Here is a 15,768-nt window from a genome sequence, read left to right as displayed (position 1 = left end):
TTGTCGTTGTCGTAATCGAACAATCCGATCGCGACAACGACAACGACAACGACAACGACAACGACCAGGACAGCGTACCCGGGATCTCGGTCACCACATCAGTTCTGATCGCACCCCCTCGATCTTGCGGCCGGCGGGGCCAGGCCTGCCCGGACCGAGCGGCAGCGGCCGGGCAAGCGCCGCCGCCGCGATGGCCCTATTCCGTGATGAGTTCGCGCCATGACACTCGTCTTGTGTTCCCTGACCCCAGGGCGATCGGGAAATCGGAAATCACTGTCGAGCCATCCGACAACCGGATCAAGGCCCGCAGTGTCAGATTCGGCAACTGCACGATCGTCGGACGGGTGGCGAACGCATTGCCGATAGCCTTGGCGACCACCGTGGTGATCGCGGTTGAAACCGCCCCGCCCGTCATGTAACTAAGGGCGTACAGGTTGCTATAGCCACCGGCGGTGCATTCGCTGGCATCCGGCTTGTTGGTGGTAAACACCAGGGTTCCTAACACCAGGGTCGGGTCGGTGTTGGCGCGCTCACCGGTATCCGGCAGGTCCACAAACCAGCCGCCGTTCGCGCTGAAGGACACGGCCAGATTGGTGCTGGTCCGCACAATTTGGCCGGTGCTACAGAAGACCGTGCCCGACGCACAGGTCCCGGTGGTCTGCGTTTGCTGAACGAAATTGCCGCCGGTACGGGGATTGCTGTACACCGCCACCGCTGGCGTTGTGTTTGTCAAGAGACTGTCCTTGATGGCATACATCGACTGCTGGCTGGTATTCGTGAGGTCGGTGGTGCCAAGAAAACGCCCGGTACCCACATAAATGACCGCATAACCGCTCGCCTCGCCGAGCTCCGGCCGGGCCGTGATCGGCTGGGCGTTGCCGGAGGCGTCTTTGAGGGTGGCCAGCAACTGCGCATCGAAGCCGGCGGCCCCCACATCGCCATTGATATCGAAGCGCCACAGGTTACCGAGCAGGTCCCCCCCGTAAACCCGCAACGCGGTGTTGTCGATCATCGTATTATTCACCCAGGCATTGATGCGCGCCAGGCCGCTGGGCGTCGCGGTACCGCCCGCCCCGGTCGTGATCTGCCGGATACTGGCGCCGGTACGTGCATCGAGAACATAAAGCCGACCGACCCCGTCGCCCGGCGATACATTATTGTAGCCCGAGGCGATCAGCACCACCCAGGTCCCGTCCTTCAGCTTGGTGATGATCGGGTTGCCATAGGTATATCCCAGATTGGTATCGGTAAATTCCCACAACACGGTGGGCGCCGACGGATCAGTGATATCCAGGGCATAGTAGCCGCGGCCCCCGTTATTCAGCCCGCCGACCAGGATCGTATGCCAGTTGAGATCGTAATAGACGTCGCCCTGCACCGGTGAGCCGTCGACGAAGAAGGCGTGTTGGGCACTATAGTTCTTGTCCGCCAGCTTGAAGAGGTTGGGCAGCACCAGTCCGGGGATATAGGCCCAAGACTCGGCCCCGGTGGTGCCGTCGATAGCGTGCAGCATACCGTCGTTGGCACCCACATAGATCATGCCCTGACGGGCGGCGGTTTCGGTGATGAAGTCGCCGTAGCCGGTATCCGTGTAGCGATAGAGAGAAGCCCTGACGAACACGGCCTCCGAACTCACGATATCGCCGAGCAGATGGGTCCGCTGCCGATACCAATGGGTCGGGTCGATGATCGGACCCTCATAGGTGCGGACACCCCGCAGGAAGTCCACGAGATTTTCGCCGGCGGCAGTGTCCTGGTCGTCCAGACTGAGGCAGGTCGCTTCCGTCACGCAGAATTGACTCAGGGTCGCAATGGCGCTCTTGCTGAAATAAGCCCGCTCGGTCGCGGTCAGATTCTCCCAAGAAAATTCCTTGATATGGTCAGTGCTTGTGACCGCGTTGTCGTAGGTCCAGATGGTCCGCGACGTGTTCTCGTCCAGCAGCGCCTGGGCATGCCAGTCGATGGTGTCGGACAAGGTGCCGGTCGTCAGGTCCAGTTGCTGCCGGATCAATTCGCCATCCCAGTTCACGGTGGTGAAGGTGGAACTGAAGACATAGTTATCCCCGGCGGAGACATTCGGATTACTGGTGGCCGCCGCCGCCGCGGCCCCGATCCGGGCACTCACGCCCGCCACCGCGTTGCCCAAGCCGGTCGTCAAGGTCGCCGGGTCAGTGGCACTGAAATAGGTGCCGCGGCCGTTCACTGCCGCGTGCCAGACATCATCGATATTCTCGATCTTACCGTCGGAACTGTTTGCCATGCCGGGGACCGGCCAATTACAGGCACCACTTGTCTGCCAGGAACAGACCGGGGCATTGGCCGCGGTACCGTTTTTCACGTCACGATAGTCCCCGCTGACATCGCTGAGATAACTTTGCGAGAACACCATGCGGCCGCGGGCCCCGAGACCCAGGGTAAAGGTGGTCATATGCTGCCAGGATGCCGCATCCTGACCGCCGGCCGGGACATTGTTGAGGCAGACGTCATGACCGCTGCCGAGGGCGCCGACACAATTTCCGCGGGCGGCGGTACGCAGATCGGTAACGAAATAATACTGAGCAATATCCGACAGGGTGTCCTTGGTTTCGCCGGTGACCACGGGTATGGGCGTAACGGTGATCCCAACCGTTGGGCCGGTGGTGGACAAGACGTTAACGGTCTCCGTGGTCGCGACGCTGCTGGTCCCCGCGACGGCGGCTGGCGCAGATGACAAACCTGGGCTGGGGGTGGGGTTTGAATTGCACGCGGCCGTCGCCGTGCCGGTGTTGGTCCAGACCGTAGTGACAACGGGCGCCCCCGTATCACTGTTGGCGCTGGTCGAACTGACCTGAGCGGAGACGGGACTGCCGAGGACCGTCTTATCGACGACTTCACCGTTCGTGGTGACGACCACATGATTGTTCGTCGTGGTGACATCGGTGACGACGGTGACGGTTACGATCTTTTTTCGGTTGTAGGTTTGCGGCTGGGTGACTGTTCGATATTTCGAACCGCAGTTTTCGCCCCCTGTCGATAAATCCGTCGTCTTCCGTTTGCGGGTATACGGCGTGGTCGTGGTGGTTTGGGTCACGGTCTCGTTGCGCACGATGGTAACGATGGGTGTCGTGCTGGTCGTCGTGGACTTGGTACCGTCGTAAAAGGGCCTGGCTTCGGTGCCATCCTGATTGCCGACCAGGATTTTGGTACCATCGAGCTTCGTATCGAGTATGTAGCCCTCACCCGAGTTCCAGAAGCCATCCGTGGAGAGGATGGTAAAATTCTGCTGGCAGGAGTACTGCACAGGGTCCGTTGCACCCGGCAGCTTTCCGGCATAGAGCCACCCAGCCTTTGCCAAGGCGGTACGTAATGGCGTGTTGCCGCTGGGGGCAATCGCATAGAGTTTGCCGTACCAGCTGGACTTCTGGGTGGAATTGAAGGGTGCGAGGTTGAGAAAGGACGCATCATTGTTGATGGCCATGAAGCCCACACGATAGCGGTCATCGATACCGTGGAAGGCCCATCCCGCGGCGGTCTTCATGGTCAGTATCCGGCTACGGTAATAGCTGTACCAGTTGGCGAAGTTTTGCTGCTTGGCGGCCGCATCCGTCGCATCGCTGCCGGTCCCTACCGTGACCTTGGTAAAGACAATGGGCTCGCGGAGCGCCAACGGCCAGGATGAATCCGGCCAGGATTCGGAATTGTGGCATTCCAAGAAAAAAAGACTTGTAATGCTGTTGTAATCCTTCTCCGCGGCGGTATCCTGGGCGCCGGAGTAGCGATAATAGTAGGCCGCGGTGCCGGATGAATCGGTCTCGGCGGTGAAGTTGCTGCTAAGATTGACAGTGCCGGATGACTTCTTATAGCCGTCCACCCAGGCCGCGGTGAATGAGGCATTGGGATAGATGGTGCCATCGGCGCCGATCGGCGGTTTGTAAGTGAACGCCGGGTTGTAATAGACCCCGTTGCACTGGCTGCTGCGGTAGCCATAGTACCCATAGTTGAAGGTCACGGTGCTGCCGGCGTCGTTATTGTCGTCCGGCATGTGGGTCCAAACCATACTGCCGGAATCGTCCAGCACGAACATCAGATTAGGTAGGGTGACCACGGCCGCGGAGGTGACCAAGGGGGATGTGGCCAGGTCCACGGGTGCCCCCTGCACGCCTTCGGCGAGCACCAGGGCGAGACACGTCAGAGCGGCTGCTGTGGAGAAATGATGACTCATGATTCGGCCTTTTGTGGTCAGTGCTGCCTTACATGGCAACGACTGCCTGAACATAGCCTAGGGTATTGCGGGGGCCGTCGATGCGAACGGTAATCCGGTAGTAGACCTGACCGCTGGAAACCGGACTGACGAAGCTCCCGCCCTTACTGCTCGTGGACGCCGACGGCGTCGGCGATGACTGGCAGCCCGCCCCCGCGTTGAGTGGCGAGCCGGCGGCATTGCACAAGCGGTGGATAATGTAGGATACGGTGTTGCCGGCGGCGTCGGCCGCCAGGGTGACGACCTGTTGGGCCGGGACCAGGGTTTGCGACCAGAATGTGTCCCACGACTGCGCCGGCTGATTGTTCAGCGCAGGCGTAGGATCCTGCCGTACCGCGACGTATCCGCTGCCGGCCATCGTATTGTAGAGTGAATAATCGGCGTTGTGCGCCTCGAGCCAGACGATGGCCGTCTCGATCCCGGTCTCGCCGGTTGCCGTGGTGGCCTGCCGGAACGCCAGGTTGCCGGCGATGACCGCACTGGTGTCGACCGAACGCATCAGTGCCACGCCCGCCAAGAGCATCGAAACCAACACGATCAACGCCAGGATCAGCGCGGCGCCGCGGCTGTTCTTCGCGCAGTAACGCGTCATGGTCAGCATCCGGTCTGAACTCCCAGCAAGATGATGTTGCGAATCGGCACGACGGTCTCAAAGACCTTGTAGCGGTAATGCTGCCAGTCGGTGAGTGCGCTCAAATTAAAAGGGGTGGCAACGCTGGCGGGGGTGGTGGAATTCCCGGCGCTTGCGGTACTGCCGGCCCAGGTGGGGGCGGTTGCGGTAACCGCGGTTGTTGCCCTTTGACCGGCGCGTGCGGCGAGGGCAATGCGCACCGCCGACACCCGCGCCCAGCCGCATTGGACCGAAGACACGGCCGGGGTGGTGGTCGGGGACGCGACGGATTGATCATAGCGATCCACCACGCCATCCATGGTGGTGCTGGTATCGCGGCCATATTGCGCACGCAGGCCGACGATGCCGTTCACGATGGGAACCCAGAAGGTTGAATCGCCGCTTGCGTTCGTGTCGCCGCAGTTATTCGTCAGAAAATCGCAGACCGTCAGGTTGCCGCCGCGGATCGCGTAGGCGAGGATCCTGGGGGCTTGACCGAGATTAAACAGTGTGCCATTGATCATACCGGATGCCCACCCGGTTACGTTTGGAAAATTGTTGGACTTACCGTATACCCGACCCAGGACCAGGATACAGGGTGACGGTCGCGTCACCGGCAGTGCGATCACCCGATCATTGACGGCGAAGGCGGTGGGTGCCTTCACGGTGTAACTGGGGCTCGTGCTTGGCGCCAGGATACCATCACCCTCCGCGGTGCCATTGTCGGAGCCGTACATCACCAACAGCGTGTCGGTGTTCGTGTCTCCGGCCGGAATGTCGGGATGGTTGATGGTGACCGGGGCCAGTGCGCTAAGGGTCAGGGTCGTGCCGCTGGAGGTCGTCACCTGCAGCTTGCACCCGAGCAGGTTCAGCGCGCTGGCGCCGTAGCCAGCCTGGCGGATATCGCGTTCTAAACTGTAGAGCGCAAGGGCGCCGTTGGTCTGGGCATCCCCGCTGCCGCTGATGGCGGCCTTTTGTCCCGCGGAGAGGGAAAACAACTGCATGATTGCCAGCGTGCTGACCAGGCCGATGACCAGCGCGATCAGGATCTCAATCAGGCTGAACCCGGTTTCGGTGCTCAGGTAGGACAGCGCGGGCAACCCGGGGCTGTCGGTCCCGCACCGGCCCCGGCGCTCATTTGATATTCGTAACCGCAACATAGCGATGTACTACTGCCCCGCCAGGCGCTTGCCATTTTACGGTGGTCGTCACCAGGCTCTTGGAGGTGGCGGGGGGGGAGGACCCGGCGACTGTCGTTACCAAAACCGTGGGCGGATTGGCGGTGACGCCGGGCAGTTGGGCCTGGACCTGGGCGAGCCAGGCGGTGTACCCGCTGCCGTCGGTGCTGCCGTACTTGGTTTGCAGCGACGCCGGCGTCCGGTCATCCGTCCACATCCGGCCGATCAGGGCGTTGGCCAAAAAACTGGCGTCGACCCGGTACTTGGCGTCGCTGTTGTTGCGCATCGCCGTGGCCTGCATCGCCACGGTGCCGAGCATGCCCATGGAAAACAGGAGGATGGAGATCAAGACCTCAATCAACATATCGCCGCGTTGGTGACGTGATACTCGCTTTTGTGCGTTCATTTTAGCAGGCCCGCGGGTCGCCGGAGAGGGTTATGGCTGGGTCACAGATGCGAACCTGTCCGTTGGTCGAGACGATGATACGCAGACAACGCACCGATCCGCCGTCCGCTACGCAGGTGCCGGTGTTGCCGACAATACCGATTGTGACATCGCCGGTGGGAGCCGGGGTCACCCTGCCAAGGCCGTTGAAGATCAAGCCCGACTGGTCTGCCGTCACGAGCGTGTTCGCGGAACCGTCGCTGTTGGGACGCGCTTGAATAATATAGGGATTTTCCGCGTCGGGCACGGCCGGCAGGGCCGGCGGATCGGTCGGCGTGCTATCGCATTTCGCCGCCGTGGCATCGATGTCGTTCAGGCTGACGACCCAATTGGTGCCGGTGGTGGAACGGATACAGTCGGCGGCCAAGGTATCAGTGATCTGAAACCGTACGGGCCTGTTTCGGCGCACCGCCTCGGCCCGGGCCAACTGAATGCCATTCTGAAAGGCCTCGGCGGTGGTGCGAATATGGGTGTTGCGTATCCAGGAGACAAAACTCGGCACGCCGGCGCCGAGCAGGATGGCCGTGATGGTCAAGGCGACGGCGAGCTCGATCAGCGTGAGCCCGCGTTGTGAAGCAGTGTGTTTCAACAACCACCTCCGCGTTTCGCCACCCAGCAGTTGTTCGGGGTCGGGAGCGACCAATCGGCGGGGACGGCGGTGGTCGCCTTGGTATTGCTTTCGGTCAGTGTGAAGGAAAAATCGGCCATGGAACCCGTGCCGACCGCTTGGAGGGTATAGGTGGTAGCGGTTGAGTTCGTGCAGGAAAAGCTGAAATATTCGCTGGTGGTGCTGTCGGCAGCGCAGGCCGCGGCATCCACATAGGTGCGGAAATCCTGAAAGTGCTGCTCCAGTTGCACACGCTTCGCGGTAAGACCGGAACCCGCATCCGCCAGCTTGCCCCGGATCACAGAATCGGTGTAGCTAGGGTAGGCAATCGCGGCCAAAATTCCGATGATGGCCACGGTGACCAGCAACTCAATCAGGGTGAAGCCGTGCAGTTGTTTCAGCGTGCTCATCGGTATCTCGCGCAGGTGCCTGGTCGGCTTCCGGGTTACCGTGGAGTGTCACGCGGGGCGTGCCGGACAGCGGGAAGCCTGATGTATTAAGGATACCGTGCGGGGTCTTGCTTGTCGTGATTTGAGTCGCAACTTGACCAAAGTGGTAGAATTATGACAATTTTGTCTGCCTACCGCCCGGTGACACCCGCGGGTGTCCAGAGTTTGCCCAGGTCGATCGCTGCCGCCTCAAACGGTGCCACGGACACGGGCTGCGAACCGGCAAAGCGGCCGATCTCCCGCCACCCCCCGGCCGCGAGGGCGTAGGCCTCCAGGGTGCGCGCCCGCGGGTCGATCAACGTCAGGTGGCGATCTCCAGGGTGGGCGAGGGTCGCTGCAGGAAGTTGCCCTGAACATAGTCCACCCCAGCCGTCCACAGGATGGTAATGGAGCGGGCGTCTTCGACCCCGGTCACGACGCTCTTGACATTGAACTCCCGGGCCATGTTGGCCAGGGTCAACAGACGTTGCTGCTTATCCTTGTCGTCGGCCAGGCCCTGGGCGAACTCCGGCAGCAGCAAGACAAAGTCGAGCGACAGGCCCTGGAACAGCATCTGCGGGTGATCGGTGGCACCGAAGCGATTGACCGCCACCCGGCACTTGATCTTTTTCAGGCTCTCGACGAGCCGGTTCAGGCTCGCCAGGTTGCCGTCGACCAGTTCTTCCTGAATCACGAAGGTGAGCCAGCTCCCGCGGACCTCGAACTCGCGCAGACAGTCGCAGAGCCAGATCATGACACCGGGGTCACGGAAACTGTCCTCGGCCAGATTAATGAAAAAATTCAATCGATGCCCGGCCTGGCGGTGCTCGCTCATGGACTTGACGGCGTGGCGGATGGCCCATTTGTCGATGCGCTCGATCAGCCCGCTGCGGATCGCCGCGCCGATGAACTCCTTGGCCTCGATCAGGTTTTCGGCCTCGTCGATCATGCGCACCAGGACGCTGTAGTTTTCCTGGCTGTCGCCCATCAGGCTGATGATCGGCTGGTAGACCAGCATGAAGCGCTCGTTCGCCAGTGCCCACTCGATCTTGGTCGTCTCGGCGCTGTCGCCATCTTCGGCACTCTGCTTCTCACGGGCGGCGAGCGAGGTCGGCCGCTGGGGCACCACGGCCTTGGTTTGACCCGCCACCCCGCCGTAGCAGGCGCGATAGGCCTCGTCGAGCAGGGTGGATGAGTTGGGACAGGGGCCAGCGACGATGACATAGCCGACGTCGCAATCGGCCTCGATCCGCGCCTTGCCGCCCGGCCCCGGACCCAGACGGACCTGCGTGCGGATGCGTTCCGCCAGGCTCTCGGCGCTGGCCTCGTCCAACCCCGGGGCCAAGAGGGCAAAACCATCGTCACTGATGCGTACCAGCAGGCCAACGCCGGTGCACAGACGGGTCAGTGCGGCGGCGAGTGCGCCGATGACGGTCAGAGCGCGGGTGAGACCAAAATCCCGGAACAGGTTGGCGGCGGCGCGGATGCGGACATAGAAGACGGCGAAGGGCTGGGAGGCGCGGCGCTCGGCCCCCACGGCGGCATCGATCGCCGCGAGCAGTGTGGCGACGCTCGACAGGCTGGCGGCGGCGGGGGTGGGCACGGCCGGCGACGTCAGGGGTGTGCGGTCGGTGGCGCGCACAATCAGCCGCAGGCAGGGTTCGCCGTCGATCTCGGCCGGCGCGACGGCCAGGGTCCCGGGGAAGCGGCTGGCATCGGCCCGCACATAGGTCACCGACAGTTCGGCGGGGCCTTGGGGTTGCGCGGATTGGCGGTCGCGCAGAAAGTCACGGACCGGGGTGCGCTGTTCGGGCTCGATCAGGTCCAGAAAGGCGGCCGCTTGCAGGTCGTCCAGCGAGGGGAAGCGAAACAGGGCAAGATAGGTGGGGTTGGCGTGGACGTGCATGCCCTCTTGGATAAAAGTCACCGCCTCGTCGCTGCCGTCGACCAGTTCCCTCGCCCGCTGTTCGCACTGGCGCAGCCGTTGGGTGAGGCGCCGCAACTGGCGGCGTGCCCGCAGATCGGCCAACTCCCGCCCCACGATCAGTTGCAGCCGTTCGGCATCGTCGCGCGCGGTGACGTCGCGCGCCCCGCCGGCCATGGCGCTGATCGCGGCGGCCGGCGCGCCGGCCTGGTCGACGATCACGATCAATGGGACGTCGGCCTCCAACTCCCGGTGGCGCAGCAGCACCGCCTCCAACGTTACCGCCGGGTCGTAGGCGCAGCAGATGATCAGGTCGCAGGCGCGCCGCTCCACCAGTTCCTCGATGCGGTCCGCGTGGGCGGTATACATGCCGCGCACCGGCAGTCCACCGTCGCGCAGGGACGTGATCAGGCGCCCCGCCTCGCTGGCCTGGGAGGTCATGACCAGCAGGATGACGGTTTGGGCTTGGTCGGGCATGCGCGGGGGATCGGTCGGTTTCATTCAGGGGCCATTATCTGCGCAGCGGGGTGGAGAGGGAACTAGTCATTGCCCGGGAGCACCCTCGGCGCGCCGGGCACCTGTGCGGTGCCTCACTGCCGATCAGTCAGGCTCCAGAGCGGAATTTTTATGCGAATTTAGGCGGTTGGACGCACCGCTGCCAGACCGCGAGCAAGCCCTTGAGACGCGTCGAGAAGTGATCGTGGACGCCGGGTTCAAGGCCCGGCACCGCACCACGGCGAAATCGGTGCCCCCGGGCTGCCCCGCGGTGGTCAACCCAGCGGCTCCTTGCACGGCGCTCCGGCCGTCTCGCGTACCAGGCGCGGTACCAGATAGCCCGGCAGGCGCGCGCGCAACGCCGCCATCAGCCCCCGGGCCTCGCGGTCCGACACCGCGAAGTGGGCCGCCCCCTGCACCGGGTCCAGTTGGTGCAGGTAATAGGGCAGCACACCGCAGTCAAACAGCCGCTCACTGAGCGCGGCGAGGGTCGCCGCGTCATCGTTCACCCCGCGCAGCAGGACGCTTTGGTTCAGCAGCGTGACGCCCGCCGCCCCCAGGGCCGCCAACCCCGCCTGGGCCGCGGCACCGAGCTCCCGGGCATGATTGGCGTGGATGACCAGCACCGGGCGGGGCGTCACGGTGCGCAACAGGGCGCACAGTCGCGCCGTGATGCGCGACGGCAGTACCAGGGGCAAGCGGCTGTGCAGGCGCAGGCGGCGCACATGGGGGATGGCGGCGAGCCGCGCGAGCAGGTCCACCAAGGCGCCATCAGCGAGCAGCAAGGGGTCCCCGCCGCTCAGGATGATCTCGTGCAGCGTGGTGTCGGCCTGAATCTGCGCGAGCGCGATTCCGATCCGGGCGTCGTAGGCCCCGAAGTCGCCGTAGGGGAAATGGCGGCGGAAGCAATAGCGGCAGTGGACCGCGCAGGCGCCCCGGGCCATCAGCAGGGCGCGCCCCGCGTACTTGCGCAGCAGCCCCGGGGCCTGGGCGGCCGGCCCGTCGCCCACCGGGTCGCACCGAAACCCAGGGGTCAGGACCCGCTCGGCGGCGAGCGGCAGCACCTGGCGCAGCAGCGGGTCAGCGGGCCCACCCGCACGCATGAGGGCGGCGAAGCCCCGCGGTACCAGCAGCCGGAAGGGGCCGGGCTCCGGGTCAAGGCCGGGGACCTGGTCGCGGCGCAGGCCCAGGAACGCAAGCAGCGGGTCGACCCGGGTGAACGCCTGACCAAGCTCGCGCTGCCAGGCGTCGCTCGCAGCCGCCTCGATCTGACAGTGGGCACTGCTTCGCGCTACCATTGTTGGCTCATTTTTCACCGGCAACGAGGACGACATGGCGAACTACAGCACCAACGAGTTCAAGAGTGGGCTCAAGATCATACTGGATGGGGACCCGTACAACATCGTCGAGAACGAGTTCGTCAAGCCCGGCAAGGGTCAGGCCTTCAGCCGGGTGCGGGTGCGCAACCTCAAGACCGGGCGGACCGTGGAGAAAACCTTCAAGTCCGGCGACACGGTCGAGGGCGCCGATGTCCATGATACCGATATGCAGTATCTCTACAACGACGGTGAGTGGTGGCACTTCATGGACCCGGCCAGTTTCGAGCAGATGACCGCCGATGCCACGGTGGTCGGGGAGGCGGCCAAGTGGATCAAGGACCAGGACATGTGCAAGGTGACCCTGTGGAACGGTGTGCCGCTGGCGGTGGAGCCGCCGAATTTCGTGGTGCTGCTGATTACCGAAACCGACCCCGGCCTCAAGGGCGACACCTCCGGCGGCGGCGGTAAGCCGGCGACCCTGGAGACCGGTACGGTGGTGCGCGTCCCCTTGTTCGTGCAGGGCGGCGAACTGATCCGGGTCGACACCCGCACCGGCGAATACGTCTCGCGCGCCAAAGAGTAGTGATCGCCGACGCGTCCCCTGCAGCGACCGGACCTTCTCACGGACCGGGCGTCGTTGTCGTTGTCGTTGTCGTAATCGAACAACCCGCCCACGACAACGACAACGACCAGGACGGCGTACCCGACGGGACGACTCGCACAGTCTCGGGGCACGGGAACCGGTATCATGATCGGGAATGACACCGCGCCGGACTTTAGTGATTCGCGTGAAGCGCTCCGACTTCCATTTCGACCTGCCCCCCGGGCTGATCGCCCAGCGCCCGCTGGCGCAGCGCTCGGCCTCGCGACTCCTGGTCCTGGACGGGGACGGCACCACCCCGCGCGATCTGCTGTTCACCGATCTGCCGGGGCAACTGCGCCCCGGCGACCTGCTGGTCTTCAACAACACGCGGGTGATGCGTGCCCGTCTCTTCGGGCATAAGGACTCGGGGGGTGCGGTCGAGGTCCTGATCGAGCGCCTGCTGGGACCGACCCAGGCGCAGGCGCAGGTGCGCGCCTCCAAGTCGCCCAGGCCCGGCAGTCTGATCCTGCTCGGGGGCGGGGAGCGCCTGGAGGTCCTGGGGCGGGACGCCGACCTGTTCCTGCTGCGCGCCTTGGACCAGCCCTTCCCACTCCTCATGCAGACCCAGGGGCATGTCCCCCTGCCCCCCTACATCGAGCGGCCGGACGAGGACGCGGACGCGGAGCGCTACCAGACCGTCTACGGGAGCCGGACCGGGGCCGTCGCCGCCCCCACCGCGGGCCTGCATTTCGACCAGCCGCTGCTGGAGCGGCTGGCCGCCCTGGGGGTAGCGCGCGCCGAGGTTACGCTGCATGTGGGGGCCGGCACCTTCCAGCCGGTGCGGGTGGAGGACCTGGACCAGCACCGGATGCACGCGGAGTGGCTGGAGGTGGACCCGCGGGTCTGCGCCCAGGTCGCGGCCACCCGGGCGGCCGGCGGGCGCGTCGTCGCGGTCGGCACCACCAGCGTACGCAGCCTGGAGAGCGCCGCCGCGCATGGGGAACTTGAGCCCTTCCAGGGCGACAGCCGGATCTTCATCCGCCCCGGCTACCGCTTCCGGGTGGTGGACGCCATGATCACCAACTTCCACCTGCCAGAGTCGACGCTGCTGATGCTGGTCTGCGCCTTTGCCGGCATGGAGCCCATCCGCGCCGCCTACCGCCACGCGATCGCCCAGCGCTATCGGTTCTTCAGCTACGGCGACGCCATGTTCCTGACCCGCCGCGATCAATGAGGGCCACCACCATGATCGAGACCCGCCCCATCCCCGCCTTCGACGATAACTACATCTGGCTCCTGACCGAACCGCCGGGCCGCAACGCCGTGGTGGTGGACCCCGGGGACGCGGACCCGGTGCTGGAGACGCTGGCCGCCGAGGGGCTGCGGCTCACGGCCGTGCTGGTGACCCACCACCACGCGGACCATGTGGGCGGGCTCGCTGAACTGGCGCAGGCCTTCCCGGGGCTCGCCATCATCGGCCCCCGCGACCCGCGCATCCAGGGCCTGACCCAGCGGGTCGGCGAGGGCGAGTTGGTCGCACCCGCGGGTCTGACCAGCCGCTTCACGGTGTGGGAGGTGCCCGGCCACACGGCGACCCATATCGCCTTCCTGGGCGACGGCTGCCTGTTCTGCGGGGACACCCTGTTCGCCGCCGGCTGCGGGCGGGTCTTCGACGGCACCTTCGAGCAGATGTCCGCGTCACTGCGGCGCATCGCCGCCCTGGACCCGGCGACCCGCCTCTTCTGCGCCCACGAGTACACCCTGGCCAACCTGGGCTTCGCCGGCTGGGTGGAGCCGGACAATCCGGCGCTGCGCAGCCGCGCCCGCGCGGACGCCGCACGGCGCGCCCACGACCTGCCGACGGTCCCGTCCGACCTGGCGCTGGAACTCGCCACCAACCCCTTCCTGCGCACCGGCGAGCCCCAGGTCATCGCTGCCGCCGAGCGCTTCGCCGGGCCCGGGCTGCAGGGTCACGCGGCGGTCTTCAAGGCCCTGCGGCAGTGGAAGGACGCGGAATATGATTAGACCGAAGAAGAGCGATCAGCAGTCAGCAGTCAGCGATCAGCTTTCGGCATTTCGCTTTGAGTTTCATGTCGTTGTGGGTGCCGAACGGGTCACCCGTCGGGTGGGTGCCCGCAGCTTGAAGACGGCTCGCAAGGTGCTGCTGCATTGGTAGCTGACGACCGATCGCTGACTGCTGACCGCTCTTTCCAGATTGACCGCACCGCCCCCGGGCTGCTAGAACGGCGCCCGACCTCACCCAGCGCCAAGGCGATCCTGCAATGCATCCGAGTTTCTCCCGTCTTGGCCCGCGGCTGCGGCCCTTCCTGCCCGCGGCGAACGCGCTCGCGGCCGGCGCGCTCGTGGTCCTGGGCTTCGCGCCCTTCGCGCTCTTTCCACTCGCCGTCGTCGCACTGGCCCTGTTGAACGAGTCCCTGGCCGCCGGTACAGCCGGCGCCGGGCTGCGGCGCGGCTGGCTCTTCGGCCTGGGCCTCCTGGGCGGCGGGGTCGCCTGGGTCCGCATCAGCATGAACGAATACGGCAACATGGACGCCTGGGCTGCCGACCTGCTGATGGTGCTCTTCATCGCGTGGATGGCGGGCTACTACGCGCTGGCCGGCTGGCTCGCCCGGCGCCTGCAGCCGGCCCCGTCCTGGACCGGTCCCGTCCTGCTGCTGCCGGGGCTCTATGTCCTCTGTGAATGGCTGCGCGGCTGGCTCTTCACCGGTTTCCCCTGGCTCAAGCTGGGTTATACCCAGATCGAGGGCCCGCTGGCCGGGTATGCCCCGATCGTCGGTGTCTATGGACTGAGCCTGCTGACCGCCATCTCCGGCGGGCTCCTGTGGGGCCTGATCCGCTGGCCCGGGCGGGGCCGCCTGGCCGCCGCCGCCGCGCTCACCATCGTCTGGCTCGCCGGCCTGGCCCTGCAACGGGTGCCCTGGACCCAGCCGTCCGACGCGCCCTTCACGGCCACCGTGATCCAGGCCAACATCCCCCAGGCGATCAAGTGGGACCCCGAGGCCCGTGTCGGCATCGTCAAGGTTTATGTGGACCTGACCCGGGAACACCTGGACTCGGACCTGATCCTGTGGCCGGAGACGGCCATCCCGGACTTCCTGCACCAGGTCCGGGAACCGCTGATCGAGCCCCTGGCCGCGGAGGCGCGGGCCCAGGGGGCGGAGATCGTCCTCGGCATCCCGGTCCTGGACCTGGACAACGGCAATTACTACAACGGGCTCCTGAGCATCGGCAGTCAGGAGGACCTCTACACCAAGCGTCACCTGGTGCCCTTCGGTGAATTCCTGCCCTTCAAGGCGTGGCTCGGCCCCCTGGTGAAGATGTTTGAGATCCCGATGTCGGATTTCAGCGCGGGTACGGCACCGCGCCCGCTACTGCGGGTCGGCGCCCGCACCGCCGGCGCCGCCATCTGTTACGAGGACATCTTCCCGGCGGAGGTCGCCCAGGCCCTGCCGGAGGCGCAGTTCCTGATCAGCGTCAGCAACGACGCCTGGTTCGGGGATTCGCTGGCGCCCCACCAACACCTGGAAATGGCGCGGATGCGCGCCCTGGAGACCGGGCGTGACCTGGTGCGCGCCACCAATACCGGCATCTCCGCCATCGTCGACTGGCGCGGCCGGGTCCGCGGCCGGGTCCCGGCCTTCGTCCGCGGGACCTTCAGCGCCCCGGTCCAGCCCCGCACCGGGTCAACCCCCTTCGTGCGGTGGGGCAACTGGCCGGCGATCGGGCTCGCCCTGGGCCTGGTGCTGGTCGCGGCGGCGCCCCTAGTGCGGCGGCGCGGGGTGTGATCAGAACTGATGTGTTAACGCACCTGTCGTAAGGTACGCATCGCGTACCCTACAGCTACAGCTACCGCTACAGCTAACGGACGCTCTCACGGACCGGGCGTCGTTGTCGTTGTCGTTGTCGTAATCGTGGTCG

Annotated in this window: 13 protein-coding genes; 4 read left to right on the top strand and 9 right to left on the bottom strand. The window is 65.2% G+C overall.

Going from position 1 to position 15,768, the window contains the following annotated elements:
- Positions 1–196: 196 nt before the first annotated feature.
- The 9 genes from QZY48_RS04760 to epmB all read right to left on the bottom strand — a co-directional run bounded on the left by QZY48_RS04760 (position 197) and on the right by epmB (position 11,225).
- A complete protein-coding gene (locus tag QZY48_RS04760; protein ID WP_295428426.1) occupies positions 197–4,201 on the bottom strand; it encodes a PilC/PilY family type IV pilus protein in 4,005 nt (1,334 codons plus the stop codon).
- A gap of 28 nt (positions 4,202–4,229) precedes the next feature.
- Positions 4,230–4,841 (bottom strand): hypothetical protein, encoded by a 612-nt coding sequence (locus QZY48_RS04755; protein ID WP_295428424.1) that lies wholly within the window; start codon positions 4,839–4,841, stop codon positions 4,230–4,232.
- A complete protein-coding gene (locus QZY48_RS04750; RefSeq protein ID WP_295428422.1) occupies positions 4,835–5,950 on the bottom strand; it encodes a PilW family protein in 1,116 nt (371 codons plus the stop codon). The genes QZY48_RS04755 and QZY48_RS04750 overlap by 7 nt, the downstream gene beginning before the upstream one ends.
- 34 nt (positions 5,951–5,984) lie before the next feature.
- Positions 5,985–6,434 (bottom strand): hypothetical protein, encoded by a 450-nt coding sequence (locus tag QZY48_RS04745; RefSeq protein ID WP_295428420.1) that lies wholly within the window; start codon positions 6,432–6,434, stop codon positions 5,985–5,987.
- A 1-nt stretch (position 6,435) separates the two neighbouring features.
- Positions 6,436–7,062, bottom strand: coding sequence for a GspH/FimT family pseudopilin (locus tag QZY48_RS04740; RefSeq protein WP_295428418.1), 627 nt, complete (start codon positions 7,060–7,062; stop codon positions 6,436–6,438).
- On the bottom strand, positions 7,059–7,490 hold the full coding sequence (locus QZY48_RS04735) for a type IV pilin protein (RefSeq protein ID WP_295428416.1): 432 nt from the start codon (positions 7,488–7,490) through the stop codon (positions 7,059–7,061). The genes QZY48_RS04740 and QZY48_RS04735 overlap by 4 nt, the downstream gene beginning before the upstream one ends.
- 170 nt (positions 7,491–7,660) lie before the next feature.
- Positions 7,661–7,828 carry a hypothetical protein gene (locus tag QZY48_RS04730; protein WP_295428414.1) on the bottom strand — a complete coding sequence of 56 codons (168 nt, stop codon included), beginning with the start codon at positions 7,826–7,828 and terminating at the stop codon, positions 7,661–7,663.
- A 2-nt stretch (positions 7,829–7,830) separates the two neighbouring features.
- Positions 7,831–9,909, bottom strand: a complete 2,079-nt coding sequence (locus tag QZY48_RS04725; protein WP_295428412.1) for an EAL domain-containing protein — start codon at positions 9,907–9,909, stop codon at positions 7,831–7,833.
- Positions 9,910–10,202: 293 nt separating this feature from the next.
- The gene (epmB, locus tag QZY48_RS04720) at positions 10,203–11,225 is read right to left on the bottom strand and encodes an EF-P beta-lysylation protein EpmB (protein ID WP_295428410.1); all 1,023 of its coding nucleotides are present in this window, start codon (positions 11,223–11,225) and stop codon (positions 10,203–10,205) included.
- 34 nt (positions 11,226–11,259) lie between these two features.
- On the opposite strand from epmB, the gene efp reads away from it, so the two are divergent.
- The 4 genes from efp (at position 11,260) to lnt (ending at position 15,635) form a co-directional block, all read left to right on the top strand.
- On the top strand, positions 11,260–11,829 hold the full coding sequence (gene efp, locus QZY48_RS04715; protein ID WP_295428409.1) for an elongation factor P: 570 nt from the start codon (positions 11,260–11,262) through the stop codon (positions 11,827–11,829).
- Between the two features lie 205 nt (positions 11,830–12,034).
- Positions 12,035–13,063, top strand: coding sequence for a tRNA preQ1(34) S-adenosylmethionine ribosyltransferase-isomerase QueA (gene queA / locus QZY48_RS04710; protein ID WP_295428407.1), 1,029 nt, complete (start codon positions 12,035–12,037; stop codon positions 13,061–13,063).
- 11 nt (positions 13,064–13,074) lie between these two features.
- Positions 13,075–13,854 carry a hydroxyacylglutathione hydrolase gene (gene gloB, locus QZY48_RS04705; RefSeq protein ID WP_295428404.1) on the top strand — a complete coding sequence of 260 codons (780 nt, stop codon included), beginning with the start codon at positions 13,075–13,077 and terminating at the stop codon, positions 13,852–13,854.
- 257 nt (positions 13,855–14,111) lie between these two features.
- Positions 14,112–15,635, top strand: a complete 1,524-nt coding sequence (lnt, locus tag QZY48_RS04700; RefSeq protein WP_295428402.1) for an apolipoprotein N-acyltransferase — start codon at positions 14,112–14,114, stop codon at positions 15,633–15,635.
- Positions 15,636–15,768: the final 133 nt, after the last annotated feature.

The sequence above is a fragment of the uncultured Thiodictyon sp. genome (assembly GCF_903828115.1).
Taxonomy (GTDB): Bacteria; Pseudomonadota; Gammaproteobacteria; order Chromatiales; family Chromatiaceae; genus Thiodictyon.
Note: the sequence above shows the minus strand (reverse complement) of the source record. Positions and strands in the feature narration are given on the sequence as shown.